General features: G+C 56.2%; 25 protein-coding genes, 2 tRNA genes and 2 pseudogenes. 15 read left to right on the forward strand and 14 right to left on the reverse strand.

Annotated features, from left to right (window positions below; genetic code table 11):
- Positions 1-4: 4 nt before the first annotated feature.
- The 6 genes from MWC30_RS01800 to MWC30_RS01825 form a co-directional block, all read right to left on the reverse strand.
- Entirely contained in the window at positions 5-613 is a 609-nt protein-coding gene (locus MWC30_RS01800) for a hypothetical protein (RefSeq protein WP_244082438.1), read from the reverse strand.
- A 328-nt stretch (positions 614-941) separates the two neighbouring features.
- Positions 942-1,550: an isoprenylcysteine carboxylmethyltransferase family protein gene (locus tag MWC30_RS01805; RefSeq protein WP_244082439.1), complete on the reverse strand. Its 609-nt coding sequence runs from the start codon at positions 1,548-1,550 to the stop codon at positions 942-944.
- 167 nt (positions 1,551-1,717) lie between these two features.
- A complete protein-coding gene (locus MWC30_RS01810) occupies positions 1,718-3,166 on the reverse strand; it encodes a cell wall metabolism sensor histidine kinase WalK (protein ID WP_244082440.1) in 1,449 nt (482 codons plus the stop codon).
- Positions 3,163-3,843, reverse strand: a complete 681-nt coding sequence (locus MWC30_RS01815) for a response regulator transcription factor (RefSeq protein WP_244082441.1) — start codon at positions 3,841-3,843, stop codon at positions 3,163-3,165. Before MWC30_RS01815 ends, MWC30_RS01810 begins: the two co-directional genes overlap by 4 nt.
- Before the next feature lie 204 nt (positions 3,844-4,047).
- Complete coding sequence (locus MWC30_RS01820; protein WP_244082442.1) at positions 4,048-4,437, reverse strand: PepSY domain-containing protein; 390 nt, start codon at positions 4,435-4,437, stop codon at positions 4,048-4,050.
- A gap of 398 nt (positions 4,438-4,835) precedes the next feature.
- Positions 4,836-4,997, reverse strand: a complete 162-nt coding sequence (locus MWC30_RS01825) for a hypothetical protein (protein WP_244082443.1) — start codon at positions 4,995-4,997, stop codon at positions 4,836-4,838.
- A 180-nt stretch (positions 4,998-5,177) separates the two neighbouring features.
- Between MWC30_RS01825 and MWC30_RS22815 the strand changes: the two genes are divergently transcribed.
- Positions 5,178-5,315, forward strand: a complete 138-nt coding sequence (locus MWC30_RS22815) for a TraY domain-containing protein (protein ID WP_368860778.1) — start codon at positions 5,178-5,180, stop codon at positions 5,313-5,315.
- A 110-nt stretch (positions 5,316-5,425) separates the two neighbouring features.
- On the opposite strand, the pseudogene MWC30_RS01830 reads toward MWC30_RS22815, so the two are convergent.
- From MWC30_RS01830 to MWC30_RS01850, 5 genes and pseudogenes are all read right to left on the reverse strand, one after another.
- Positions 5,426-5,820, reverse strand: a pseudogene (locus MWC30_RS01830) (hypothetical protein); the annotation flags it as partial.
- 174 nt (positions 5,821-5,994) lie between these two features.
- Entirely contained in the window at positions 5,995-6,171 is a 177-nt protein-coding gene (locus tag MWC30_RS01835; protein WP_244082445.1) for a DUF1156 domain-containing protein, read from the reverse strand.
- 9 nt (positions 6,172-6,180) lie between these two features.
- On the reverse strand, positions 6,181-6,423 hold the full coding sequence (locus tag MWC30_RS01840; protein WP_244082446.1) for a YgiT-type zinc finger protein: 243 nt from the start codon (positions 6,421-6,423) through the stop codon (positions 6,181-6,183).
- Positions 6,420-6,731: a DUF4258 domain-containing protein gene (locus MWC30_RS01845; protein WP_244082447.1), complete on the reverse strand. Its 312-nt coding sequence runs from the start codon at positions 6,729-6,731 to the stop codon at positions 6,420-6,422. The genes MWC30_RS01840 and MWC30_RS01845 overlap by 4 nt, the downstream gene beginning before the upstream one ends.
- A gap of 50 nt (positions 6,732-6,781) precedes the next feature.
- Positions 6,782-7,144 (reverse strand): annotated as a pseudogene (locus tag MWC30_RS01850) (DUF3883 domain-containing protein); the annotation flags it as partial.
- A gap of 156 nt (positions 7,145-7,300) precedes the next feature.
- On the opposite strand from MWC30_RS01850, the gene MWC30_RS01855 reads away from it, so the two are divergent.
- Positions 7,301-7,750, forward strand: coding sequence for a hypothetical protein (locus tag MWC30_RS01855; RefSeq protein WP_244082449.1), 450 nt, complete (start codon positions 7,301-7,303; stop codon positions 7,748-7,750).
- A 142-nt stretch (positions 7,751-7,892) separates the two neighbouring features.
- Here MWC30_RS01855 and MWC30_RS01860 read toward each other — a convergent pair.
- Together MWC30_RS01860 and MWC30_RS01865 are read right to left on the reverse strand one after the other, a co-directional pair.
- A tRNA-Lys gene (locus MWC30_RS01860) sits at positions 7,893-7,967 on the reverse strand.
- 21 nt (positions 7,968-7,988) lie between these two features.
- Positions 7,989-8,065: transfer RNA gene (locus MWC30_RS01865), tRNA-Arg, on the reverse strand.
- A 527-nt stretch (positions 8,066-8,592) separates the two neighbouring features.
- Between MWC30_RS01865 and MWC30_RS01870 the strand changes: the two genes are divergently transcribed.
- The 4 genes from MWC30_RS01870 to polA are packed head-to-tail and all read left to right on the forward strand — an operon-like array spanning position 8,593 to position 14,173.
- Positions 8,593-9,423, forward strand: a complete 831-nt coding sequence (locus MWC30_RS01870) for a MoxR family ATPase (RefSeq protein WP_244082450.1) — start codon at positions 8,593-8,595, stop codon at positions 9,421-9,423.
- A gap of 28 nt (positions 9,424-9,451) precedes the next feature.
- Complete coding sequence (locus MWC30_RS01875) at positions 9,452-10,657, forward strand: hypothetical protein (RefSeq protein WP_244082451.1); 1,206 nt, start codon at positions 9,452-9,454, stop codon at positions 10,655-10,657.
- An 8-nt stretch (positions 10,658-10,665) separates the two neighbouring features.
- Positions 10,666-11,454: an ATP-binding protein gene (locus MWC30_RS01880; protein ID WP_244082452.1), complete on the forward strand. Its 789-nt coding sequence runs from the start codon at positions 10,666-10,668 to the stop codon at positions 11,452-11,454.
- A 4-nt stretch (positions 11,455-11,458) separates the two neighbouring features.
- Positions 11,459-14,173, forward strand: a complete 2,715-nt coding sequence (polA, locus tag MWC30_RS01885; RefSeq protein ID WP_244082453.1) for a DNA polymerase I — start codon at positions 11,459-11,461, stop codon at positions 14,171-14,173.
- Positions 14,174-14,401: 228 nt separating this feature from the next.
- Here polA and MWC30_RS01890 read toward each other — a convergent pair whose 3' ends face one another.
- Positions 14,402-14,704, reverse strand: a complete 303-nt coding sequence (locus tag MWC30_RS01890; RefSeq protein WP_244082454.1) for a hypothetical protein — start codon at positions 14,702-14,704, stop codon at positions 14,402-14,404.
- 436 nt (positions 14,705-15,140) lie between these two features.
- Here MWC30_RS01890 and MWC30_RS01895 point away from each other — a divergent pair, with 436 nt between their 5' ends.
- From MWC30_RS01895 to MWC30_RS01935, 9 genes are all read left to right on the forward strand, one after another.
- Positions 15,141-16,310: a cysteine desulfurase family protein gene (locus MWC30_RS01895; RefSeq protein WP_244082455.1), complete on the forward strand. Its 1,170-nt coding sequence runs from the start codon at positions 15,141-15,143 to the stop codon at positions 16,308-16,310.
- Between the two features lie 27 nt (positions 16,311-16,337).
- Positions 16,338-18,884 (forward strand): TIGR03960 family B12-binding radical SAM protein, encoded by a 2,547-nt coding sequence (locus MWC30_RS01900; protein WP_244082456.1) that lies wholly within the window; start codon positions 16,338-16,340, stop codon positions 18,882-18,884.
- Positions 18,856-20,433 (forward strand): Rne/Rng family ribonuclease, encoded by a 1,578-nt coding sequence (locus MWC30_RS01905; RefSeq protein ID WP_244082457.1) that lies wholly within the window; start codon positions 18,856-18,858, stop codon positions 20,431-20,433. Before MWC30_RS01900 ends, MWC30_RS01905 begins: the two co-directional genes overlap by 29 nt.
- A gap of 71 nt (positions 20,434-20,504) precedes the next feature.
- Positions 20,505-21,803 carry a glutamate-1-semialdehyde 2,1-aminomutase gene (gene hemL, locus MWC30_RS01910; protein WP_244082458.1) on the forward strand — a complete coding sequence of 433 codons (1,299 nt, stop codon included), beginning with the start codon at positions 20,505-20,507 and terminating at the stop codon, positions 21,801-21,803.
- Between the two features lie 81 nt (positions 21,804-21,884).
- Entirely contained in the window at positions 21,885-22,127 is a 243-nt protein-coding gene (locus tag MWC30_RS01915) for an AtpZ/AtpI family protein (RefSeq protein ID WP_244082459.1), read from the forward strand.
- Complete coding sequence (locus MWC30_RS01920) at positions 22,124-22,525, forward strand: ATP synthase subunit I (RefSeq protein WP_244082460.1); 402 nt, start codon at positions 22,124-22,126, stop codon at positions 22,523-22,525. Before MWC30_RS01915 ends, MWC30_RS01920 begins: the two co-directional genes overlap by 4 nt.
- Positions 22,526-22,528: 3 nt before the next feature.
- Positions 22,529-23,248, forward strand: a complete 720-nt coding sequence (gene atpB, locus MWC30_RS01925) for a F0F1 ATP synthase subunit A (RefSeq protein WP_244082461.1) — start codon at positions 22,529-22,531, stop codon at positions 23,246-23,248.
- A gap of 78 nt (positions 23,249-23,326) precedes the next feature.
- Positions 23,327-23,704: an ATP synthase F0 subunit C gene (gene atpE, locus MWC30_RS01930; RefSeq protein ID WP_244082462.1), complete on the forward strand. Its 378-nt coding sequence runs from the start codon at positions 23,327-23,329 to the stop codon at positions 23,702-23,704.
- Between the two features lie 214 nt (positions 23,705-23,918).
- Positions 23,919-24,551: a redox-sensing transcriptional repressor Rex gene (locus MWC30_RS01935; protein ID WP_244082463.1), complete on the forward strand. Its 633-nt coding sequence runs from the start codon at positions 23,919-23,921 to the stop codon at positions 24,549-24,551.
- Positions 24,552-24,572 lie beyond the last annotated feature (21 nt).

Genomic DNA, 24,572 nt, shown 5'->3' on the forward strand with positions numbered 1-24,572 from the left:
CGAATCAGTCGACAATGATATGCCCCATTACGAGAAGGCTGATGACGCCGATGAAAACGGCAGGCTGTGTGTGTATTTTATATACCTTCTGCAGCAGCGCTCCAGGGCAGAGCTTCAATTTGATGAGCAGACCGAGCAAGGCAATGCAGCACATCAAGAGCAGTCCCCATTCGGGGAGGCTTGTCGTCCTACAGCGCGACAGAGCCCAGTGCGTGACCGCAACCCCCAGAAGCAGAGGGTTGAGGAGATAGTGAAACTGCATGAGGTACTTTTTCTGATGGGAATTGAATCGGCCCAGGGCATTCTTAACGGTCGGAGTGAGCGGAGCAAATCGCCTTATCCCCTTTATTGCCAGGCTCAATGCCACCGTCAGGTTGACCGCCGCCAGACCCCATGCAGCGATTTCCCCTGTTGTTTCATTGCCTTCATCCCGTTTCCCACCATTGAGCCATCCCGAGCTCCCGCTTTTCCAGCCGTGGTCATGCTTTTCGATTCGATCTTTATGATCGTCAGCCGAGCAACTGAAAACAGGGGGCAGAAAACCGGAAAGCATCAAGACACACACCATCATCATGGCTCTGCTTTTAAATCTTCTCACTCTCTGTCTCTTCATCTTTGTCTCCCTCCGGGTTGATCAAGGCCACTCTGAGAATTCGTCTTTCCATCCCTCCAAACTGATGACGGCCTGCGATGAAACAACATGCCGAAGCCTTTGGCTTGCCTCCCCCGCACCTCCATTCCATGACAGCTGCAAGTCGGTCGAAGCGTAAAGGAAGCATCTATCGTCGATCAGGTTAGTGCTGAAAGTTTAAATCATCAAGTGAAAACAGATATATGAACTTTTTTAAACGCGGCAAGCCTTTTTAGGAAGCTCTAATTTTGACCAGCGTCCCATTTCGGAGGGTGCGGGATGATGTTTCCTGTTTAATCAATTAAAATTCTTAATAAATACTGAAAAGGACAGGGAGCCAGCCGAGCTCATGCATTTGTTCTATCACTTCGAGTAAACCCACCGCCCACACGAACATGAGCGCGTCAGCAAGATGGTGTCTGAAAATCTTCGGATTCACGAGGTATGTATCCGGTTCACTGAAATGCTTCAGGTCGGGGAAGAAGCGGGGAGTTCTTGCGATATACTGGCGATAAGTCTCATGGTGGAGCTCCAGCAAGATCTTCTCTTCCTTCTGGATTACATCCGGGTAATACAGTGCAAAGCCGATGATCAACAGGGTGGGTAGCAGGAAAGTCTCGGTACAGAGTCCGACACCGACCGATCCCACGAAGGAAAAGAAATAGAGCGGGTTTCTCGTCAGAGAATAGGGACCCTCGGTGACCAATGCAGTTGTCTTATGGCCGGCAATGTATAGAGAGCACCATACCCGTCCCAGGGAAGTAACTCCGACGAAGAGAATGCCAAGGAGAAACAGCAGGCCGGCAATCAGGGGCTGCTGCTTTTCCCATTGGCTTTCACTGCCAAGGAAAAGGACGAAAGTGAAGAGGCAGAAAAAAATGGTCACGACAATTCTGTATCTTTGAACGCGGAATTTCATACGGATCTCCCGTTATATTTCCTGGTCGGCATGAACGATGTGCTTTTACACGATCCGGGCACGTCGTCAATCATGCATTTTCTCTATCAGACCTGCGAAATGTAAGATTCAGCACCGCAACGTCTCCCAAAAGGAGGCCGATCTTGATGACACGCAGTTCTACCGCGTCATGCGACACGATTTTCTTGGGGGCGCTCCGGCATGGCGATATCGACCCGTGTCCATGCGCCCTGTCGACTGTCAATCAAAACTGTACCCCTGTGGAGCCGAACGATTTCCCTCACCATGGCAAGACCGAGTCCAGCGCCGCCGTATTGTGTCGAGCGAGATTTGTCCACCCGGTAGAACTCATCGAACACCCTGGGTAGATCTTTATCGGGGATGCCCGCGCCGGTATTGTAGAGCGAAATATGTATCCATTCATCCTCTTGGGTCACAGTGAGCTCAATGCACCCGTTCTGTTGGTTGTATTTGACGGCATTGTCCAGGATATTGATGAGCACTCTACGGATCTTCTCTTCGTCGCCCCACATTTCGATCCGCTCCGCAATATTGATTTTCATCCGGATATTGGATCTCTCGGCGAGGGGTGCGAAATCAGCCGCCACCGAACGGGCCAGCTCCGCAATATTGAAGCGTTCGAAGGTCAATGACGGTTTGATCTCGAGCGTGGACAGCTCCAGCAGCGTCCTCACCAAACGGTCCATGCGCAGGACATTGTGCCCCTGGTTGTCAATCTGCCGCAGGAAATCCTCCGGCATATCGTTGCGTTGAAACGCTTCATCAAAAAAGAGCCTCAGCATGGCGATAGGGCTTTTGAGCTCATGGGAAGCGTCGGCAAGAAACTGCTTCTGTCGGTCGAAAGAATACTGCAGCCGATCGAACATCTGGTTGAGGTGTGTGGCGAGCTCATGGATCTCATCGCGGCTCTTGCCCGTGGGAATCCGCTTATCGAGCGTTTTTTCGTCGATCTCGCGGGCAAGCCGGTTGATAGCCAAGATTGGTTTGATGATCTGCCCGGCGAGCAGGTAGCTCAGGCCGACCAGCAGCACGGTTGAAACGGCCAGGCCGGCGGCGATAGCGCTCAGCAGATCGATTGCCTCCTCGTCCATCTCTTCCATGGGCCTGGCGATCTGGACGAAGTATGGCGAACCGGCGATGTTTTCTCGGATCACCCGGATTCTGAAGGTGATTTCGTGCTCATCATCCCGTCCATCTTGGCTATTCGGCTCGTCCCGGTCGTCCGAATCGATCTGGCTGTCTTTTTGGGGAACGTGCGCGTTGGCCATGTAGGCGTCATCCCCCCTGTCCTGAAGCAAGGGGAGGTCGACCGCCTGGGAGAGTTCGGATGAATATATCGGGCGCCGGTACTGATCGTAGACCCTGAACCAGAAACGTTCCGATGAAATAAGCAGCACGCTGGCCCGGTCATCGGGCAATGGCCTTTGCATCGTTCCCAGCTGCTCCGCCACGGTGTGGGCAGCTGTTTGGAGCTGCGAGTCCATCATCTCCAGGTTCTGATCCCGCATTTCCCAAAAAACCACCAGGGAAAAAACGAGGCTCGTGCAAAGTCCGGCTCCGGCGACCCAAAGTATGATCCTGTGGCGGATCTTCATCGGCTGTCTTCCCTGAGGATGTAGCCGACACCCCGGATCGTGCGCAGAATATTTCCTTCGGCATCGCCGATCTTGCGGCGCAGGTTCTTGATGTGAACGTCGATGGTATTGGACATGGTGAAGGGGTCGAAGTCCTCGCCCCAGACATGCTCCGCCAGGCTGAAACGTGATACGGCGCGATTTTTGTTGTAAAGCAGGAGCTCGAGGATGGCAAACTCCTTGGGGGTCAGCTGCACGGCATCCCCGCTGACTGTCACCTCCCGGGCGATGGTGTCGAGCTCAATGTCGCCGATTTCGAGAACCGGCCGTGCATGTTCGGATACCCTTCTGAGCAGGGCGCGTACCCGTGCCAACAGTTCTGCCGTGGAAAATGGCTTGGCCAGGTAATCATCAGCCCCTTGGTCGAGACCTTCGATCTTGTCATCAATCTCGTGCCGAGCTGTCAGCATGAGGACCGGAGTACGATTGCCGTCATTGCGGAGCTCCCGTAATACCGACAATCCATCCCTTTTGGGAAGCATGATGTCGAGGATAATCAGGTCGAAGGATCGGTCGAAAATTTTGTCCAGCGCTTCTTCACCGTCTGCGGCGGTTTCGACGATATATTTTTGCCCGGAGAGCATTGTGCCCAGCTGGCCGCGAATATCGGATTCGTCGTCCACCAAAAGGATTCTCATAATGGGCTTCCCTGTCCTTGATCGATGGTCAGCTGCATCCAGTAGATCTCATAACAATTTTATATGAGATCTCCGGATTCCGAGCAAATGCAAACATCCAACATCGCGAAGTTATGGCGGTGCGTACGCCGATCGTGGCGCACGCGCCGGTGAATGCACGCCGAGACCGTTCAGAAATACAGATCTCTGAACGCCGCAGGCTGGTTAGTCGCGATCCTGATCACCGTCTTCGTGGTCCTCGTCATCCGCTTTGTCTCGTTCCATGGCCAATACCTTGCCGGAGCCTGCATCGATTTTCACATCGACGATGGACTTGTCGGCGGCCACCACTTCGACACCGTAGACCAGAAAGCCGTTTTCGTCTTCGAGCTCCGCTTTGAGCACCTCGCCGGGGACTGTCTCCAGGGCCTTTTGAACGGCCTGATCGTGAGTCAGGCTGGCCATGGATGGAAAATCCGCTTCATTCTGCCTCACGATTGGAATGCTTCCGCCACGGACCTCGGCGTCGTTCGATTTCGCGGAGCTCAGACCTCCCAGGGCCAGCCCGCCGATCAAAGCTCCACATCCAATAAAACCGATCCATTTTTTCTTCATGATGAAACCTCCTGTCTTGAAATGAGCCGGGCGCTTTACCTCGGAAGGCGACCCACGCCTTTCCAGCACCCTTTTCATCCCAACATAAAGGGTCATCCTGAAGAATTCGTGAAGGGATGGTTCCATGTTCATGCCGCTGGTGGAAAGGACACGTTCCTGTTGTATCGCCGTCCGAGATGCGCGCAGCCTTTCGCCGCTTGCCGGGCAGTTCACCAATGCTTGTGATCCCGCTCCGGGTGGACTGTTGACGGAGTTGAGTCGAAAGTACGAATGGAATTTGGGGAGTGTTCCGGAAAATGTAGCTATTAGGAAGGTGCTGCGCTCTATGCGGCGGTTTATGCTTTGCGTGCGGCCAGGAAACAAGGCGGGACGCGGTTGTCCCGCCTTGAAATGGTATTCTACCGGTTGCAGTATGGGCAGTCGCCGGTACAAGCAGGATTTGGACAATTGATTCCGGGCCCATCCTGTTTTCTGTCGTGAGCGCGTTCGGCCGCATAGCTCATCCCAATCCCCATGAACATCACTGCCAAAACTGCCACCATGCTGATCCACTTTTTCATGTTCTTTCCTTTCTTTGGTTGAGAAATCCGCTCACTATACTAATGCCATCTAATACTTATACACATGCAATCGGAACTTGGTCACAGAGTTCATAAAAATTTTTCAAATAGGACGTTGGAGCTCACAAGCTATTGGAATAGTTAAATAAATATTTGTTTTTACGAGGTTTATCGTAGGGAGTGTTGAAAATACTTGCGGTTGAATTGCCTGAAGAGATCAATGCACGGCTTGACCGTCTTTCCGGGAGGACCGGCAGGAGCAAGGTCGATTATGTGGGGACATACCCCAAGATTTCGGGGCAATTGGCAATCGCATAAGATCAAATCGTCGTGATACTCTGCCCGATGAGGAGCCCACCCGAGCAGATTTTACACAATTTACTTGACACTACCCGACTTCATTTGGAAGACCGGAAATATCTGAGGGAATATTCTCCCCAGCGGAACAGCCGCACCACGCCACCGGAAGCGTAGAGCACACCCGTTTGCCGAACGCCGTCCACGCTGGTGCCCTTGGCTCGGGCCAGGATGCCCGCAATGCCAAGGCGCCTTCCTTCCATCCGTACTGCTCGAACCAGTGCAGGCAGAACTGCGAGTCGGCATCGAAGTCGTCTTCAGCCAGGAAGCGGTTGATGAGCTGAAGGGCCGTTCTGACGCTCATGGGCGTCCCGTCGGCTTCCAGTACGGCGGCATACTTGGAGAAGACCGCCATTCCCGGACCGATGATGGCCTGGGACAGGTCCACCGGAGCTACTGGAGAGCGGTCATTCCCTGAACCTCGGGTCATGTCGTCCAGCGCCTCGGGCAGCACCTTGTTCAGTTCACACACCTCGCGCAACGACTTGCGGATTTCGGCGCGGGCCTTCTCCAGCACCGCTTCATTGATGGTGTTCTCCCAGAGCACCAGTTCTTCCATGATGCCGAAAAGGCACTTGCGGCTGCTGGCCCAACTGGCCTTGAGATGGCTGGGAGGCACCTCGCCGCGGTGCTCCATCTCTCACTTCCAGGAGGGATTGTTCACGAACTGGCTGAAAATCACCGCCCGGGCCGCCGCTAAGGGACGGAGCGCCCACCAAAGGTGCAGGGTGCTGGGATGACCGTGTCGAATGGATTTTTCACGTGCTGCGGCGGCCTTGATGGCGTCGAGCGGCAGGGCAACTTCGATGAGCTTCATGCGCCGTTCCTATGCTGCTTCGAAACTCGGCAACTCATAGACGGGGGCGCTGCGGTTCGGCTTCCCGAGGTTGGCGAGGACGGCTTCCATGGCTTCCGCCGTTTCCAGGGACATCAAAACATCACCACAGACTGAGCAGACTTCAACCAGGACATTATCAAAAACGATCATCTCGCCATGGTACTTCACAACGTGGGCGATGCGCCGTTCTTCGTACATTCCGGGGCATGACTGGATGGAACACTTTTTCATGATCCTGGTCCTCTCTCGAAAGGGGTCTTCCACTTTGGGGGCTTGGGCTCATAAACGGTGATGATGATCAGATCGGGACCGGTCGTTGTGCACACGACGTAAAGGAACCTCTCTTTGATCGTTCGGCCGCCAACAAGGCAGCAGGCACCGCGTTTGTGGTCAGGGTAGTTCTCAAGGACCGTGCATTCCTTCAAGCAGGAAAGAATCTCGGAAACAGCAACGTCATCCTCGATCATTTCCTGTTGAGCATGGAGCGTCAGCCGAACCGCTCTTTCTGCCGCCAGTCCTCTTATGTGGTCCTCGATCAATCCGACCTCCTATACTTTCAATGCTACAATCTTTTTGCCCCTATTTGAAATTATATCTCCATTTCTATCCTTTTGCCCAGCAGATCGTCCAGGTTGTAGTTGATGGAAGCCACACCCCAGGCGGGTTCCCGGTCGAAGGGATTGCGGATGTAGTGGGGACCATCCACTTCACCGGCCTCCCCGATCAGCACGATGGCGAGATAGAATTTGTTGTCCTGGTTGAAGGCATAAAGCATCTCGTTGCGGGGCACAGTGATAGTACTTGCCCCTTTCGCGCGGCCCTTTACCTCGATGTGGCGGGGCTCCGGCTGCCTGCCGCCCGCAGCGGCGGGAGGATAGGCGGTGAGGTCCCACCCGCACTTCTGAGGGGAGACGTCCACCGCACGGCAGCCCAGTGATTCCTCGAAACGGCGTCCATGGCAATTTGTTATTTTCCCTCGATAGCGCATGCCCACCTTTCGCTATGGCGAACGGGGGGATAACACAGCCAAAATGGTATCTAGGAGCACTGGCTCTCCGTACCGAACAGGCTTGTGCACCAAATAGACCTTTTTCAAGGGGGGATATTCTTGTCGGTCTGCAGCGATTGGCGCTGCTGCTTCATCGATCTCAGGGGGGGAGCGATGCAGATCAAGAACATGAGACTTTTATGCCTGAAGTGCGGGTCGGAGAACGTCGCCGAAGTCGTCTACGGGTACTTCCCCCAGCCAACAACCGGCAGAATGATCTATGGGGGTTGCTGTGTTCCGATAAAACCTGCCGACTGGGGTTGCTCTGAGTGCGGTTATCAATGGAGTCAGAAGACCAAGGTCTCAAACCCGCAAAAGGCTGGTGAAGAAAAGGACACTCGGCCTCTGATGATCCGCCCGAAGTGCTACTCGCTGAACGTCCTCGAAATCTTCTACGGAACCTACGACGAGCCACTCGACAGGCCGGTGATCTATGGCGGCGGCTGCACCCCCGAGAATGCTCCCAACCGGAGCTGTGGGGACTGCGGTTATCGGTGGCGGCAGAAATAATTTCGATCGATCCACTCGTTTTACGCTTTTTCGATAAAGCCGAAGTACGAATCCAACATCGACATCGAAAGGCAAAATTCCGCACTCTGGTTATCCCTGCAAAAAAAAGGGGCTGCGATTTCTCGCAACCCCTTGAATTTCCTGGTGGGCCGTGAAGGACTCGAACCTTCAACCTCCTGATTAAGAGTCAGCTGCTCTACCATTGAGCTAACGGCCCTCGTGCCGGTTCGCACTGAAGTGGTACGCCCGGCAGGATTCGAACCTGCGGCCTGCGGATTCGAAGTCCGACGCTCTATCCAACTGAGCTACGGGCGCATACGTACCAACCGAAAGAGAACTGCTATCTATCTTAAACCGGCGCGCTCTGTCAAGGTTTTTTTGACGACGGGTTTTTTTGGGCTCGCTCTTTTTAAAGAACACGAAATCTGCCTTGATCCGCGATCCCCCTGGGAGTGTTTTATCGAGTGTCTTTCTCCGGCCTCCCTGTCACGGCTGCCCGATCATGGGGCGGCTTTTTTCCGTGAGGTTTCTTATAGTGTGCATTGTCAAGGTGGCGGGTTTTGATTATGATGCACGACCGCCCGGGAGGTTCTTGCTCCAGGCGGGGAATCATCGGGAAATATCGGGGAAATGGATGCCCTGCCATGGCGGGAGCTTTCAAGACAGCGCGAGGTATAGTGTTTCCTGCTTTTATGATCAGGCAGGATAGACGGGGGGGTTGCCGGACCGACAGGGAGCTGCCCTGGATGAAAACATAAGATTTTATCGTGGTGGAAGCGGTTGTCCCCGTGGATGGCCCTTCCTGAAATTTTGTATCATGCATGGGAGAGTGGGAGAGAAGGATGAATCAGTTTGAAGGAAGCGAACGTTACTATTTGAACCCCGAGCTCAAGGAAATTGTCAATATCGCCATTGCCATGGAGAAGCCGCTTCTCCTGACGGGGGAGGCGGGAACGGGAAAAACTCAGCTGGCTTACGAAGTGTCGCGCACCCTGGGCTTCACCATGGAGGAAGCCCGCTGCAAGTCCACCTTCAAGGGGGAAGAGCTCTGTTATGTCTACGACACCGTTTTGCGCCTGAACGACTCTCGATTCGGAAGCGGGGAGACGGGCCGCGACGTGAACAACATTTGGGATTACCTGCGTTTTGGACCCATCGGCCGCGCATTTCTCTCGGATGACCGACGGGTGCTCCTCCTCGATGAGATCGACAAGACGGATTCGGACACTCAGGACAACCTTCTGGACGTTCTGGAAGACGGGTCCTTCATCATTCGTGAGATCAACCACAAGGTCTCGGCCAGGCAGAAACCGGTCATCATCATCACCAGCAACGCCAAACGGGAGCTCTCCGACCCCTTTCTGCGGCGCTGCTTCTGCCATTACATCCCGTTTCCCCCGCCCGAGGAGATGATGCAGATCGTGCGGCTCCACTATCCCGAGATCCCCGAAGAGTTCCTGGAGGCTTCCCTGACCTCATTTTACCGTCTCCGGGGCCAGGGGTATGAAAAGCCTCCCGCCACGGCGGAGCTTCTCGATTGGGTCGGCTCCATGTGGAAATCGGGCAAACAGAGCCCGGGAGCGGGGAAGGAAACCGCCCACATCGGGACGCTCCTCAAGCGCACTCAGGATATCTTGAAATTCAAGGGGCTCCGACGAGAGAGTCGATTCTAATGAGCGAAAGGCGGGACGAGGTGTTTTCATGATCGGATTCATTTATCAACTGAGGGATGCGGGTATTCCCATCAGTGCACAGTACATTCTCGAATTTTACCGGGCGCTGAAGGGCGGTCTGGCTCCCGATATGGACCGGCTGTTTCTGCTGGCCCGCCTCATCTTCGTGAAGCGAGTGGAGCATTACGACCTGTTTGAACAGGTTTTCGGCGCCTTCTTTCTGGGGGCGGACCCGGCGCAGAGCGTCGCACGGTGGGAAGAACTGCTGGCGGGCAAGCCCTTTCAAGAATGGCTGCGCCAGGAAATAGAGAGTGGGCGTCTCTCTTCCAAAGAGCTCCAGGAATTTGACACGGAAGAGTTGCTGGCCAAGTTCTGGGAAACGGTGCTGGCTCAGAAGGAGGCGCACCACGGAGGCCGCAAGTGGGTCGGCACAGGCGGAAGCTCGCCGTTCGGCCACAGCGGCGCCGGAGGGGGAGGGATCCGTGTTTATGGCAGAGGCCTCCACGGAACCGCCCAGAAGGTCATCGAAAAGCGCGGGTTCGTGGACTACAGTGATAAAGCGACCTTGACGGCAACAAACCTCGGCCAGGTCCTGACCTCCCTGCGAAGCCTCCGTCCCACCGGCCCGGAAGCCGAGCTCGACGTTGACGAAACCATTGCCAAAACCGCCCGCAATGCCGGAGAAATCGAATTCATTTTCAGGCGCGAGCTGCGCAATCGCCTGCGCCTGGTGGTTTTGCTCGACAACGGCGGCTATTCCATGATGCCGTATGTCTCCCTTGTAAAGACCGTGTTCAACAAGATCCGCGGCCTCTTCAGGGATGTGAACACCTATTATTTTCACAACTGCATCTACGGGACGGTGTACAGGGACATCCAGAGGACTCAACCCTTGAAATGGGAGACCTTCCTGGGGGAGAGCAAGAGCACGCGCCTCATTCTCATCGGCGACGCCGACATGGCCCCTGCCGAGCTCATGGCGGCTTTCGGCTCCATCGAATTTTACAACAATGAGCGCAGACCGGGCTGGGAATGGCTGAAGGAGCTGCGCCATGCCTTCCCGGCCAGTGTGTGGCTGAATCCCATTCCCAGGGAGCGTTGGGAGTGGCACAGTCCCACCATCACGCAGATCGGCCGCCTTTTCCACATGGAGGATCTCACCCTGGCGGGCATCAAGAATGCCGTGGAGCACCTCAACGTCCAGGGGTCGGCGTTCGACAAGGTGATGGGCTGAGGGGACGCATGGCATCGCTGGACCGGGAAGTGCGCCGGCTCATGGGTCGGGCCATCCACCAATACGGCTTGATCCAGGGTGAAGAGACGATCGTCGTGGCGGTCTCGGGAGGCAAGGACAGCATGCTTCTCCTCTGGCTGTTGCGGGAGCGTCTGCAGCGGCTTCCCATCCATTACGAGCTCATTGCGGTCCACGTGGACCCCGGGTTCGATGGGGAATCGGCCGACCGGCTGCAGGAGTATTTGATTCGGGAAGGCTTCCGCCACGAAATCATCCGAACGGATCACGGCCTGCAGGCCCATGGCCCCGAGAACCGGGAAAACCCCTGCTTCCTCTGTGCGCGCCTCCGGCGGACAACCCTTTTCAAGGCGGCACAGGCCCTGGGATGCCGTAAAATCGCCTTTGGGCATAACAAGGACGATTTCATAGAAACCTTCCTCATCAACATCTGCTACGGGGGGCAGGTGGCGGGCATGCTTCCCCGGCAGGATTTTTTCGGCGGTGAGGTGACGATCATCCGTCCCCTGGCCCTCGTTTCCTCCGAAACCGTGGAACGGCTGGGGCGCAGGTTGAATGTTCCGGTTTTCCCCAATTGCTGTCCGTCGGTCCGAACGAACAGCCGCCAGGAGATCCGCAGCCTCCTGGAGGCTCTTTATCGGAAGAATTCCAAGGTGCGTGGGAACGTCTTTCATGCCATGAGCCGCGTGAAATTGGATTACCTGCCGCCTCCCCTGGATCAGCCGCGGGAAGCTTCTAACCTTTTGCAGTTCTTGAATGCGGAAAGGGACGGTTCCTGAGCCCATGGGCACGACCAAGAGCTTTTATCTCATCGACGGCAGCTCCTACATCTACCGGGCGTTCTACGCCATCGGGCGACTCAGCAATTCCCGGGGCATGCCCACACAGGCGGTGTATGGCTTCGCTCAGATGCTCCTCAAGGTCATCCGCGAAAAAAAGCCCGACCATGTCTGTGTCGTCTTCGATGCTCCCGGCCCCAATTTTCGGCATGAAATGTACGAGGCCTACAAGGCCACGCGCCAGAAGATGCCCGAAGATCTCGGCATGCAGATTCCCTACATCAAGGAACTGGTCAAATACCACGGCATCCCCCAGATGGAGCAGGAGGGGTACGAAGCGGATGATCTCATCGCGACCCTTGCCCATTGGGGGAAGGAGCAGGGGTTCGAGGTCGTTATCGTTTCCGGGGACAAGGACCTCCATCAGCTGGTGGAAGATCCTCTCGTCTGGCAGTGGGACCCTCAAAAGGACCGGGTTTTCCGGGAGGAGCAGGTGAAGGAAAAGTTCGGAGTCTCCCCGCGGCAGATGGGCGATTACCTTGCCCTCGTGGGAGACAGCTCCGACAATGTTCCGGGTGTCAAAGGCGTGGGGGACAAGTCGGCCCAAAAGCTGCTCCAGCAGTGGGAAAGCCTGGATGGGCTGTACACTCACGTGGACGAGGTTTCGCCTCCCTCCCTGCGAAACAAGCTCCTGGAAAACCGGGAGAACGCCTACCTGTCACGGAAGCTGGTGGCCTTCCGGGAAGATGCGCCCGTGGCAAGGAACCTGGAAGAATTTGCTCCCTCGGACCCGTTGATGCCCGAATTGTTCAAGCTCTACGAAGAACTGGAATTTAGAGGGCTCCTGGACACCCTCCGTCAGGAATGGGGGGACATCCCGGCCGTTCCCGCGGGAGGTGGAGAGAAGGCGGCCGTTCGGAACGACCGGATCATTCGTTCCCAGGGCGAGCTGCAGTCCCTCGTGGAAGAGCTGCGGCAGCAGGAGCATTTTTCGGTGGACCTCGAAACCACTTCCCGGGATGCGATGCAGGCCCGGCTGGTGGGAGTGGCCCTGAGCTGCAAAGATCACCAGGCCTGCTATATTCCCGTCGGCCACAAGGGGAAGGGCTCCGGGGAGCAGCTCCCGGATACGCAGGTGCTGCAGGCTCTCGAACCGTTGCTCGGCAGCGAGAAGCCAGGAAAAATCGGTCAGAACATCAAATACGAATGGGTGGTGTTCAAGCGGCACGGCACCGATCTCAACGGCATCGCGTTCGATACGATGGTGGCCAGCTACCTGCTGGATCCCGGAAAGCATTCCCACAGCCTGGACCGGATCTCCGCAGAGCACCTCGGGGAGAAGATGATCTCCTACGAGGATGTGACGGGAAAAGGAAAAGGCCAGGTGAACTTTGCGGATGTGGAAGTGGATCCCGCTGCGGAATATGCCTGTGAAGACGCCGAAATCACCTGGCGCCTGGTGCCCGTCCTCAAGGGCAAGCTCATGGAAAAAGGTTTCGAAACCCTCTACGAATCCCTGGAATTGCCCCTCATCGAGGTCCTGGCACGCATGGAGTACGATGGGATTCTGGTGGATGCGCGGAAGCTCGAATCCCTGTCCGTCGATTTTGAAAAGGCCCTGGACCGGGAAGCCGGCATCATCTACGAGCTGGCGAAAGAGGAATTCAATATCCAGTCCCCCAAACAGCTTGCTTCCATATTGTTCGACAAGCTGGGGCTTCGGGAAGTGAAGAAGACCAAAACCGGGCCGTCCACGGACGTGAGTGTCCTGGAAGAGCTGGCGGGTGAACACCCCATTGTGGAGCATATCCTGCACCACCGGACCCTGTCGAAATTGAAGGGAACATACGCCGATGCCCTCATCAAGTTGGTGCATCCCGAAACGGGGCGGATTCACACCTCTTACAATCAGACGGTCACCGCGACCGGCCGGCTCAGCAGCTCGGACCCCAATCTGCAAAACATCCCGGTGCGTTCCGAGGAGGGGAGGAAAATCCGCGAGGCCTTCATCGCTCCGTCGGGGAGCGTCCTTCTTTCGGCGGACTATTCCCAGATCGAATTGCGTATCCTGGCGCACTACAGCCAGGACGAGCATCTTCTCGAAGCTTTTGAAGCAGGAGACGATGTGCATCGCCGGACTGCGGCGGAAATGTTCAATATCCCCCCACTCGAAGTCACTCCCGAGATGCGCCGCCAGGCCAAGATGATCAACTTTGGAATCATTTACGGCATGGGGGCCTTCGGGCTGGCTCGCAGGCTGGGGATCAGCAACAAGTTGGCCAAGGCCTCCATCGATCGCTATTTTGAACGCTACAGCGGTGTGAAAAAATTCATCCAGAGTGCCGTCGCCGCGGCGCGGGATCAGGGGTACTGCGAAACGCTTCTCGGCAGGAAGCGGACGATTCCCGAACTGCAGAGCCGCAACTTCACCGTGCGGCAGCAGGGGGAGCGCCTCGCCATCAACACGCCCATCCAGGGGACCGCCGCCGACCTCATCAAAAAAGCCATGATCGATATCCACGGGATCCTTCAAAAGAAGGGATTGAAGACGAAGATGCTTCTGCAGGTGCATGACGAGCTGGTTTTCGAGGTGCCCGGGGAAGAGCTGGAGACAATTCGACAATGGGTGCGGGAAGCAATGGAAGGGGTGTGGCCCCTGTCCGTGCCGCTGGTGGTGGACATGGGATGGGGAGAAAACTGGACGCTGGCCCATTCGTAGCCCCATGAACAGGGGGACCGGCCGCGCGAGGGTTATGATGGAACCTGAAAAGGCCCGTGTGCCCGTTCGGACCTCGGGGTGAAAGGGCTTTTCCATTTGATGACGACAGAAAGCCGGATTCTTTGGGTGTATTCCGGCGAGCGCTTTTTCCATCCGGGAATAAAAAAACCGCCATCGTGGAGACAGGCGGTTTTTTATATGCAGCGAAAGATCGTGTTGCAGCAGGTTTTAGCTTTCGGCCTTGGCCTTGTCGAGCTCGGCCTTCAGTCTTTCGGCTTCCTGTTTGTATTTTTCGGCTTCCTGCTTGTAGGCTGCATCGCCGCCGAACTCTGATTCCTCAGATGCTTTGCTCTTGGAGAACGGGAGCTTCTCTTTGACTTCGTCATAACCGAGATATGCTGCCATGGCGCCGCCGAGCAACAGCATCAGCGGCAGAGCGCCGGCCAGAAGGTGCAGGAACGGACCGAAAAACATCAGTATGCCGATCAGACCCAAGAATGCTGCGATAACCCCACCCAAAAATACCTTCATGATCTTTCCTCCTTAATCCTGTTCGAAATGCAGTAACGTCATGCCCAGTGACTAAAATCTCGTTCCCCGAAAGAGTTTCAGGTCCTCGAACCTACCCTAAATCACGCGAAAATCGAGTAATGCTTAGCATGCTCACTGAAAGAATGCAAGGATAAATCGATGAAGCACAGACAGGTCCAGTATAAAATAGTCTATGGCGGCAGGTATTTATCGTGCTTGTGCTTCCTCGTGCAAAGTCCTTCCCGCTGGTGGGTGTTGCCGCTTTTCTGTTGACTCCCTTCAAAGGGGAAAAGTATAAACGAACGTTTTAGCTTTTTGGTTGTACCTGCCATTTTGCCTTGTGACCGGATCGGAAACAGCCCGGTTTCAGTTGAATTTTGTGAGGTGATCCTGAAAAGTTTTTGTGGAAAAAGGAATGAACGGAGGAAGTCGATCGATGAAGAAAACGCGGATCTATATGGATCATATCGCAGGGACTCCCGTGGCACCGGAAGTTGTGGAGGCCATGCTGCCCTTTTTGCGCGGGCAGTATGGGAACCCTGCGAGCATACACCACGATGGAGAAGAACCTCAGGAGGCCCTCTTTCAAAGCCGAGCCCATGTGGCGCGTTTGATCGGCGCCGAGCCCGAGGAGATCATATTCACTTCGTGCGGTACGGAATCCAACAATCTTGCCATCAAAGGCATCGGGTTCCTGCACATGGGGGAAAAAAAGCATATCGTGGTTTCCGCCGTGGAGCATTATTCCGTGCTGTATGCCGCCAAGGCCTTGGAACGCTTTGGCTTCCAAGTTACGGAAGTTCCCGTGGATGCCTACGGGCAAGTGAATCCCGAGGATGTGAAAAAGGCCCTGCGTGAAGACACGGCTCTCGTTACCATCATGCATGCCAACAACGAGGTGGGCACCATCCAGCCTCTCCAGGAAATTGCCCGGTGCACGAAGGAGCGGGGGATCCCCTTTCATTCGGATGCCATCGCTTCGGTGGGGCGTATTCCGGTGGATGTGAAAGCCTTGGGCGTGGATCTTTTCAGCTTCGCAGCCAGCCAGTTCGGAGGTCCCAAGGGGGTCGGAGCACTCTACTGCCGTAAAGGTCTGGGGATCTGGCCGCTCTTTCACGGCGGGGGGCAGGAAGACGGTCGCCGTACGGGTACGGAAAATGTCCCCGGTATCGTGGGAATGGGAAAAGCGGCTCAGTTGACCCTCGAAAATCTGCCGCAAAGGATGGAAACCTGCAAGCGCCTGGAAGATCTGCTCAGAAAAGGGATCGAGGACTCGGTGGACCTGATCAAGTTCAATGGGCATCCCCAGGAGCATATCCCGGGTCTCGTGAACGTCTCCATGCGCTTTGTGGAAGGGGAAGCACTGCTGTTGCACATGGACTTGAGGGGCGTGAGTGTGGCGGGTGCATCCGCGTGCATGTCCATCACCGCCAAGGCGTCCCACGTCCTGGAAGCCATGGGAGCCCTCGGTGGCGAAGCCCTGGGCACGCTCCTATTTACACTGGGTGAAGAGAACACGGAAGACGAGGTGCGCCGGACCGTGGAGACACTCGCCCAGGTCGTGACCATGCTGCGCGCCATGTCCCCCTTGTATAAGCGGGCATAGTTGAAAGAGATCCCGGAGTTTAGGTTCATGCAGGAAAAGTCGTTGCACGGCATCGAAAAGCCGGGGCGCTATATCGGCGGGGAATTCAATTCCTACGGCAAGAGCTTTGCCGAGGCGCCCGTGCGCTTTGCTCTGGCGTTTCCCGATGTCTATGAAGTGGGGTTGAGCCACCTGGGTCTTCAGCTGCTCTATCACGTTTTGAACAGGATGAGCTCGGTCATGGCCGACCGAGTCTATGCGCCCTGGCAGGACTATGAGCGCAGGCTCCGCGACCTGGGAGAGCCGCTTTGCGGTGTGGAAAGCGGGCAGCCGCTGCACGCATTCGACTTTGTGGGGTTCAGCCTTCAATACGAACTGAGCTACTCCAATATCCTGACGATCTTGGATTTGGGGGGAATCCCCCTGGAATCGGCCGACCGAACCCTGGAACATCCGTGGGTCATCGGCGGGGGGCCTTGTGTCTACAACCCCGAGCCTGTGGCACAGTTTTTTGACTTTTTTGTGCTGGGGGAAGCTGAAGAAGTCCTGGGTGAACTGGTGGTAGCCTTTGAACGGTGGAAGGCTTCCCGGGGGACGCGGCAGGAGTTCCTTCAGGAGATACGAAAAATCGAGGGTGTTTATGTGCCGTCCTTCTTCGAAGTATCCTACGCCACGGACGGCACCGTGTCGGCCGTGACCCCTCGTTTCGACGACTACACATCCGTTCGCAAACGCCTCATTCTGGACCTGGACGGGGATGCCCCCATCCCTGAAACTCCCCTCGTGCCCATGCTCGATATTGTCCACAACCGCCTGGGGCTGGAAATCGCCCGAGGGTGCACGCGCGGATGCCGCTTTTGCCAGGCGAGCTTCATTTATCGCCCGGTTCGAGAGCGAGATCCCCAGGTTCTGCTGGAACGGGCCCAGGCAGCCATCGCTCAGAGTGGTTTCGAGGAGCTGTCGCTCCTTTCTCTGAGCACGGGAGATTACTGCCGGATCCAGCCGCTTCTGGCGGCTCTCATGGAACGGTTTGAAAGGGAGAAAGTGGCGGTTTCCTTCCCGTCCATGCGGGTGGGGACCCTGACGCCGGAGCTCATGGAGCTCATTCGGAAGGTGCGCAAGACGGGCTTCACCCTGGCCCCCGAGGCGGGGAGTGAGCGCCTGCGGCGCGTCATCAACAAGGGAATCCTCGAGGAGGATCTGCTGAGCGCCGCTGAGAGTGCTTTCGGCCTGGGGTGGCGGGTTCTGAAGCTCTACTTCATGACGGGCCTGCCCACGGAAACGGAAGAAGATCTGGACGCCCTGGTGGAGCTTTCCCTGAAGGTCTGGACCCTTGCCAAGCCTTCCCGGTCTTCCGTCAATGTTTCCGTTTCCACCTTTGTCCCCAAGCCCCAGACCCCCTTCCAGTGGGCTCCCCAGATTTCCCGGGAGGCCGTGGAAGCCCGTTTGACGGCATTGAAGGAGCGGCTGAGAAAGCCCGGGCTCCGGTTGAAATGGCATCAGGCGGGCCACAGCATTCTCGAGGGGGTGTTCGCGCGAGGCGACCGCCGCCTTGGGGACACCTTGAAACGTGCCTGGGAGCTGGGAGCCCGATTCGACGGATGGACGGAGCTCTTTCGGGAGGATCTGTGGGAGCGGGCCTTCGAGGAAACGGGGCTCGACCCGGTTTTCTACAACCAGCGCGAGCGCCGGCGCGAGGAAATACTCCCCTGGGACCATTTGTCGGCAGGGGTGGACAAGGAGTTCCTCTGGAAGGAATACGAACGGGCTTTGGGGGAGGAGCTCACTCCCGACTGCCGCTGGAACGTATGCAGTGCGTGCGGGGTGTGCGATCATAAAGCGATTCAGCCCCGGCTGCATTGCGAAGAGGTTCCTCTGGCTGCGGAGCAGCGGGGTGTGGCGGCTCCCGTTGAGGAAGAAGCCTGCGCATACAACTTCAGATACGCCAAGGTGGGTAAAGCCCGTTTCATCGGGCAGCTGGAGGTGGCTCAGGCCTTCAGCCGGGCGGTGCGCCGCGCCGGTCTTCCAGGGGCCTATTCCAGGGGATTTCATCCGCACTTGAAGCTTTCTTTTGCCGATGCTCTGCCCCTGGGCATGGAGAGCCTGGTGGCCGAAGGGCGGCTCACGTTGACGAAAAGACTCGATCCGTTGGTCATCAAATCACGCCTGAACGCCTGTCTGCCTGAGGGGCTGAGGATCGAAGCCGTCCGTCAGGCGACTGCGCGGGCCATGCAGGCGGACAAGCAGCGTGCCGTTTACCGCATTTCCGGACTGACACCCTTTGAGGTTCACCGCCTGCTGGATGGCTGGTCCCGCCGCCTGGACGAGGAGCTGGTGAAGAAAACCAAGAAAGGCGAAAAAAGGGCGCTGCTGAGGGAAATCCTCCTGGATATGCGGCAAGGCGATGCAACCACCCTGGAAATGGATTTGTTCGAGGGGATTCAGATGTTCTTCAGGCCTACCATGATTTTGCAGCATCTTTTGGGGGAGCCATTGGAGCATTTCGCTGGATGTCGGATTTGTAAGACAGCGGTATCCCGCCTGGCGGGAGCGGAGGAAAAAGAAGATGTCGGCAGAGCTCATCATCAATGGTGATTTCTTTGAAACCCGTGTGGCCCTCGTGGAAAACGGGCAGGTCGCGGAATTTTATATTGAGCGGAGCTCGGACCTCGGTATAGGCGGCAACATTTACAAGGGCCGAGTGGTGCGCGTGCTTCCCGGGATGCAGGCCGCTTTTGTGGACATCAACCTGGAAAAGGCTGCGTTCCTGTATGTCAGTGACATACATCACCCCATGGGGGAAATCGAACAGCTCCTCCTCAATTCCTGTGAAGGGAGCGGTGAGAGCGAGCCGTCCGAAGAACCGGCCGAGCCGTCCGAACAGGAATTCAACGACGTTTGCTATCTGCAGAAGCACCTGGTCGACATTCCCATTGAAGATCGTCTGCAGGAGGGGCAGGAAATCCTGGTACAGGTGGCCAAGGAGCCCATTGGAAACAAAGGGGCGCGCATCACCACGCATATTACCCTGCCGGGGCGCCACCTGGTTTTCATGCCCACCATGGACCATGTGGGGGTGTCCCGCCGCATTGAAAACGAAAAGGAACGGAAGCGCCTCCGGGAGATCATGTGCGCCATCAAGCCGCCGCGCTGCGGATTCATCGTGCGCACCGCAGCCGACGGGGTGGAGCCGGAAAAGCTCGAAGCGGAAATGAATTTTCTCATGAAGCTCTGGGAGAACATTCAGCGCCGGGCGGAGCAGGCCCCGGTTCCCTCCCTGATCTACCAGGAGCTGAACGTCACACTGAGGGCTGTTCGGGACCTTTTCACCAAGGAGATCGACCGCCTCATCATCGATTCCGAGAGCGAATATCGGAATATCCTCACTTTCACGGAAACTTTCATGCCCTCCCTGAAGAGCGCCGTCGAGCTGTACCAGGGCGAAGAGCCGATTTTCGATGCCTACGGGATCGAGATGGAAGTGCAGAGGGCCTTGAGCAGGAAGATCTGGCTCAAGTCGGGCGGCTACATCGTCATCGAGCGCACGGAAGCCCTCACGGCCATCGATGTCAACACGGGGCGGTACGTGGGGAAGCGCAACCTGGAAGAAACGATCCTCAAAACCAATCTCGAGGCCGTGAAGGAAATTGCCTACCAGCTGCGGCTGCGCAACATCGGCGGGATCATCATCATCGATTTCATCGACATGGAAAAGGAAAGCAGCCGGGAAAAGGTCTGCAATGCCTTGAAGGAGGCCATGCGCAAGGACAAGAGCAAGACCAACATCCTGAACATGTCAGAGCTGGGCCTCATCGAAATGACACGCAAGCGCACGAAGGAAAGCATCGGGCAGGTGCTGTGTGAGCCGTGCTTTTATTGTGACGGTGAGGGATACCTCAAGTCCAAGCAAACGGTTTGCTACGAAATTCTGAGGGAGCTGGAAAGGGACCGGAAGGATCTCTTTGGGCAGAACATCAACGTGACCATGCATCCTGAGGTGGCGGCCTGTTTTTACGATGAGGAGCGGGTGCATCTGGAAAAGGTTGAAGAGCGGCTGCATTCCTGCATTGTCGTGAAGGGGGATTCTGCTTTTCACCTGGATCAATTTGAAATCACGGTCCTGGATCTGCAGGGTGAAGGTTAAAGGGCAGCGTGCCCGCGTTCATCCCCTGCCATGGGGGAATCTGCACAGCGTTGAGCAAAAGGGGAGAAGTCATGGAGTGGGAAAATTCCAAACAGCTTTACGAGGAGGCGTGCCGATGGATCCCGGGTGGAGTCAACAGCCCCGTGCGATCGGCTCGCGCTGTGGGGATGCATCCTATTTTCATCAAAGAAGCCGGCGGTTGCCGCCTGGTTGATGAAGACGGCAACACGTACATCGATTATGTGGGTTCCTGGGGGCCTCTCATTGTCGGCCATTCACATCCCTGCGTCGTCGAGGCGGTGCGCAAGGCTGCCGAGCGTGGGACATCCTACGGCATTCCCACGCGGTTGGAAACCTCCATGGCCCAAAAGGTCGTGGAGATGGTGCCTTCCATGGAGATGGTACGGATGGTGAGCTCGGGAACGGAGGCGACCATGAGCGCCATCCGGCTGGCCCGGGGCTACACGGGGCGAAAGAAGATCATCAAGTTCAACGGGTGCTACCATGGCCATGGGGATTGCCTCCTGGTGCAGTCGGGATCGGGTGTGGCGACCCTGGGCATTCCAGGGAGTCCGGGCATTCCGGAGGAAATCGTCCGGCACACTTTGTCCCTCCCTTACAATCACCTGGATGGGGTCCGGGACGTCATGGAGCGCCTGGGCAGTGAAGTCGCCGCCATTATCGTGGAACCGGTAGCAGCCAACATGGGAGTCGTGCCTCCCCGGCCGGGCTTCCTGGAAGGGCTGAGACAGCTCTGCGACGCACACGGGGCCGTGCTGATTTTCGATGAAGTCATCACGGGATTTCGCCTGGCGGCGGGAGGGGCGCAGGAGCGGTTCGGCGTGCTGCCGGATGTGACGTGCCTGGGAAAAATCATCGGCGGGGGGCTTCCCGTGGGCGCCTACGGCGGGAAGCGCGAGATCATGCTGAAGATGGCTCCTGCGGGCGATGTCTATCAGGCCGGGACTCTTTCAGGGAATCCACTGGCCATGAGCGCCGGACTGGCGACGCTCGAGCTTCTCAGCCAGGGGGGCGTGTACGATGCCCTGGAAGAGAAGGGGCGTTACCTGGCAGAGGGGTTGTCCGGAGCCGCCAAAGCGGCTGAAGTGCCGATGGTGATGCACCGCGTGGGCTCCCTGGGGTGCGGCTTTTTCACGAACGAACCTGTTGTGGATTTCGAGAGCGCCCTGAAGTCGAACACACGGGCCTACGCTGTTTTCTTCCAGGAAATGTTGAAGGAAGGCGTTTACCTGGCTCCCTCGCAATTCGAGGCGTTCTTCGTGAGCCTGGCCCATGAGAAAAGCCATCTGGATCGAACGGTGGACGCTGCAGCCCGTGCTTTACGGCGTGTCAAAGAAGAACTTTATTAGCGTGAGCTTTTCCGAAAAAAACATTGACTGACACCTGGACCTATGCTAGGTACCTGTGTGAACATTTACACGAAGTGGGCCATGAAAGAAGAGAATAAAAAATACTTGCGCCAGATGGCAAACGCCAGCACCGTCGGCTTCCAGGTGGCTTTCTCCATTTTTATCGGCCTGGGGATCGGCGTTTGGCTGGACAATCGATTCGGAACTTTTCCATGGCTGGCTCTGATCTTCATGGTCTTCGGAATTGCTGCGGGGTTTCTCAACTATTACCGCTTCGCCGTCAAGCAGCAAAAAGAAGATGAACAGGACCTGAGCAAGAAGTGAGGGATATCCTTCCCAGCGAAAAGCTTTTGTGGCGTATCGAGTGGGTGGGTGGCCTTCTTCTGGTGGTGATGACGGCAGGGGCGTGGATTTTTTTCTCGTTGCAGATGGCTGTCGGAGTATTCCTGGGGGGAGCCATTGCAACCTCGAGCTTTCAAGTGCTCAAGTGGCAACTGAGAAAAGCTTTTCAAACCCCCGGAAAAATCCCTCGGAAGGGCGGGCTCTTCGCCAGTTATTACGCTCGGTTTTTGGGGACCCTCTTTCTGGTGTTTGTTGTCATGTACTACGGTTGGGCCAATCCTATCGCGTTTGTGGTGGGCTTGTCGGTGGTCATATTGAGTATCGTTATGGTTGGAGGACTGGAGTATTTGGTGATGTTATCAAAAAGGGGGGACAGTTAGCGTATGGAACACCCAATTCTTTTCCTGAATATCCTGTTTGGAAAGTTGGGCCTGCCCGTGGTGGGAGCGGAAGAGGCTCATACCCTTTTGGAGCAAGTGCTTCAGCCGCACGTGACGTATACGTGGCTGGTGATGCTGGTCCTTCTGGTTATCGGCAAGCTTGCGGTGAGCCGCCTGGAAATGGTTCCAGCGGGTGGTCAGAATGTGTTCGAGGTCGTCATCTCCGGGATCGAGGACTTCATGATCGGGATTACGGGCGAGCATGGTAGATTCGTGTTTCCCCTCATCGCCACCCTGGGCTTCTTTATCCTCCTCAGCAACTATCTGGGGATGATCCCGGGCTTCTTCGCGCCCACTGCGAACATCAACACGACGGCGGCATGCGCCCTCATCGTGGTGGTTTTCACGCATGTCATCGGCATTCGGGCTCACGGAGCCAAGTACATCAAGCATTTTATGGGTCCTGTCTGGTGGCTGGTCCCCCTCATCATGCCCATCGAGCTCATCGGTCACATCGCCCGCGTACTCAGCCTCTCCATTCGTCTTTTCGGTAACGTGTTCGGCGAAGAGCTGGTGCTCGGGATCCTCTTCTTCCTTGCAGGGCTTTATCTGGCGCCCCTGCCCATGATGTTTCTGGGGTTGTTCACGGGCTTCATCCAGGCATTCATTTTCTGCCTGCTCTCCATGATGTACTTTGCAGGTGCTCTGGAACATGCCCACTGATTTGGCGGTTACGGGAAGGCCGTGTGTATAGTGAAGGTTTTATCCACATTTCATTCAACCAAAGCAGGAGGTTATTTCATGTCTAAGAAAGTTGCATTGCTCACGACGTTGTTGGTACTTGGATTGGCTACGATGGCATTGGCTGCTGACGCAGCTGCTGGTGGCGGCGAGAAGGCTGCAGGCATCAGTTTCTTCGTGTATTCCGCAGTCGCGGCCGGTTTCGGTATCGCTATCGCAGCTTTCGGCTGCGGTATCGGCCAGGGCATGGCAGTGAAGGGCGCAGTTGAAGGTATCGCTCGCAACCCCGACTCTTCCGGTAAAGTAACCGTGACCATGCTGATCGGTCTTGCCATGATCGAGTCTCTCTCCATTTACGCTCTCGTCGTTGCCCTGATCCTCATCTACGCAAACCCTGTCTCCAAGCTGATTCAAGGTTTTGTAGGTCTGGTGAAATAATTAAGGGGCTTTGAGCAAGCGAATGGTTCTGTGCATGCAGGGGTAAGGCTCGATCTTACCCCTGCATCACCGTTTGTCCTCGAAGTTCCTGCACCGGGCCTATTTTTTGGCTCATTAATGTGAATAATCTCACATTAGCGATGCCCTAAAGGCAAAAATGCATGGGTCGACTCTCCTGTTGAACGTCGTTGTCCCAAGATATTGAGGTCTAAGAATGAAATTTGCCAAGATCCCCATGGCTACCATCAACCGACTTTCGATATACATGCGGACTCTTCAGGATCTGCTGGATGAGGATGTGGATGTCATTTCTTCCGAACGACTGGCCAAGCAGTGTGGGGTCAATCCGGCCCAGATCCGCAAAGACCTGGCCTATTTCGGCGAGTTCGGCGTGCGGGGAGTCGGTTATCGTGTCAATGATCTGGTCAACCAGATCAAGGAGATTCTGGGGCTGCAGCGGCCGTGGAATCTCGCCATGATCGGGCTGGGAAACCTCGGTTCCGCCCTCATCCGCCATGCTAACTTCGTGAAGCACGGCTACGTTTTCACTGCAGCCTTCGATGTGGATCCCCAAAAGGTGGGAAAACGCCTGCCCACGGGGCTCATCATCAATCACGTGGATGAGTTGGAAGAGCTCATCAAAGAGCGTGACGTGCACGTGGGGCTCATTACGACTCCTGCCAGCGAAGCCCAGAGCATTGCCAATCAGCTGGTCCTGGCGGGGATCAACGGCATCCTGAACTTCGCACCCGTGCAGATCCAGGTCCCTGACTGCTGCCACGTGGAAAATGTCGACTTTACCATCAAGCTGGATTCCATTGCCTATCATCTGTCCAGCGGCGTTTGATGCATTCCGGCTGTTGGGGTG

It is taken from the genome of Desulforhabdus sp. TSK, from assembly GCF_022836495.1.
In the GTDB taxonomy this organism is placed as follows: Bacteria; Desulfobacterota; Syntrophobacteria; order Syntrophobacterales; family Syntrophobacteraceae; genus Desulforhabdus.

Excerpts from the sequence above, each read along its gene's own strand:
- MWC30_RS01800 (WP_244082438.1), bottom strand. The coding sequence starts at position 613 with ATGAAGAGACAGAGAGTGAGAAGATTTAAAAGCAGAGCCATGATGATG.
- MWC30_RS01805 (WP_244082439.1), bottom strand. The coding sequence starts at position 1,550 with ATGAAATTCCGCGTTCAAAGATACAGAATTGTCGTGACCATTTTTTTC.
- MWC30_RS01810 (WP_244082440.1), bottom strand. The coding sequence starts at position 3,166 with ATGAAGATCCGCCACAGGATCATACTTTGGGTCGCCGGAGCCGGACTT.
- MWC30_RS01815 (WP_244082441.1), bottom strand. The coding sequence starts at position 3,843 with ATGAGAATCCTTTTGGTGGACGACGAATCCGATATTCGCGGCCAGCTG.
- MWC30_RS01820 (WP_244082442.1), bottom strand. The coding sequence starts at position 4,437 with ATGAAGAAAAAATGGATCGGTTTTATTGGATGTGGAGCTTTGATCGGC.
- MWC30_RS01825 (WP_244082443.1), bottom strand. The coding sequence starts at position 4,997 with ATGAAAAAGTGGATCAGCATGGTGGCAGTTTTGGCAGTGATGTTCATG.
- MWC30_RS01835 (WP_244082445.1), bottom strand. The coding sequence starts at position 6,171 with ATGAAGCTCATCGAAGTTGCCCTGCCGCTCGACGCCATCAAGGCCGCC.
- MWC30_RS01840 (WP_244082446.1), bottom strand. The coding sequence starts at position 6,423 with ATGAAAAAGTGTTCCATCCAGTCATGCCCCGGAATGTACGAAGAACGG.
- MWC30_RS01870 (WP_244082450.1), top strand. The coding sequence starts at position 8,593 with ATGAATCAGTTTGAAGGAAGCGAACGTTACTATTTGAACCCCGAGCTC.
- MWC30_RS01875 (WP_244082451.1), top strand. The coding sequence starts at position 9,452 with ATGATCGGATTCATTTATCAACTGAGGGATGCGGGTATTCCCATCAGT.
- MWC30_RS01880 (WP_244082452.1), top strand. The coding sequence starts at position 10,666 with ATGGCATCGCTGGACCGGGAAGTGCGCCGGCTCATGGGTCGGGCCATC.
- polA (WP_244082453.1), top strand. The coding sequence starts at position 11,459 with ATGGGCACGACCAAGAGCTTTTATCTCATCGACGGCAGCTCCTACATC.
- MWC30_RS01890 (WP_244082454.1), bottom strand. The coding sequence starts at position 14,704 with ATGAAGGTATTTTTGGGTGGGGTTATCGCAGCATTCTTGGGTCTGATC.
- MWC30_RS01895 (WP_244082455.1), top strand. The coding sequence starts at position 15,141 with ATGAAGAAAACGCGGATCTATATGGATCATATCGCAGGGACTCCCGTG.
- MWC30_RS01900 (WP_244082456.1), top strand. The coding sequence starts at position 16,338 with ATGCAGGAAAAGTCGTTGCACGGCATCGAAAAGCCGGGGCGCTATATC.
- MWC30_RS01905 (WP_244082457.1), top strand. The coding sequence starts at position 18,856 with ATGTCGGCAGAGCTCATCATCAATGGTGATTTCTTTGAAACCCGTGTG.
- hemL (WP_244082458.1), top strand. The coding sequence starts at position 20,505 with ATGGAGTGGGAAAATTCCAAACAGCTTTACGAGGAGGCGTGCCGATGG.
- MWC30_RS01915 (WP_244082459.1), top strand. The coding sequence starts at position 21,885 with ATGAAAGAAGAGAATAAAAAATACTTGCGCCAGATGGCAAACGCCAGC.
- atpB (WP_244082461.1), top strand. The coding sequence starts at position 22,529 with ATGGAACACCCAATTCTTTTCCTGAATATCCTGTTTGGAAAGTTGGGC.
- atpE (WP_244082462.1), top strand. The coding sequence starts at position 23,327 with ATGTCTAAGAAAGTTGCATTGCTCACGACGTTGTTGGTACTTGGATTG.
- MWC30_RS01935 (WP_244082463.1), top strand. The coding sequence starts at position 23,919 with ATGAAATTTGCCAAGATCCCCATGGCTACCATCAACCGACTTTCGATA.